The following is a 315-nucleotide window of genomic DNA, read 5'->3' on the forward strand; positions in this document are numbered from 1 at the left end:
GCTGATCCCCGAAAACCCGTACACCTCTGCGGGCTGGCATAGCCGCCAAAATCAGAGGGCGCGAGGTGGCGTATGGCTAGAGCGACAAAAAAAGATTTATCGTGGTTTGATATTAATAACTATAACTTCATCAATGGGTTAACTCTCTCTCAATTTATCAAAGAACTTGAGTGGCGGGATTTCCTTTATCGGGATGTTGATGATGATCCTTCATCGTTTGATAGGGAAGATGCTATTAAATATGAGCGTATTTTTTCAGGAGTGATCTTGACCCTCCATCTCCGAACAGCTTTTGTATCTTAAGTTAACGATGTC

General features: G+C 42.9%; 1 protein-coding gene. It reads left to right on the plus strand.

Going from position 1 to position 315, the window contains the following annotated elements:
• Window positions 1–72: 72 nt before the first annotated feature.
• Window positions 73–303 carry a DUF6387 family protein gene (locus tag HX884_RS26875; RefSeq protein ID WP_178329069.1) on the plus strand — a complete coding sequence of 77 codons (231 nt, stop codon included), beginning with the start codon at window positions 73–75 and terminating at the stop codon, window positions 301–303.
• Window positions 304–315: the final 12 nt, after the last annotated feature.

This window comes from Enterobacter sp. SECR19-1250, from assembly GCF_013391025.1.
Classification (GTDB): domain Bacteria; phylum Pseudomonadota; class Gammaproteobacteria; order Enterobacterales; family Enterobacteriaceae; genus Enterobacter; species Enterobacter cloacae.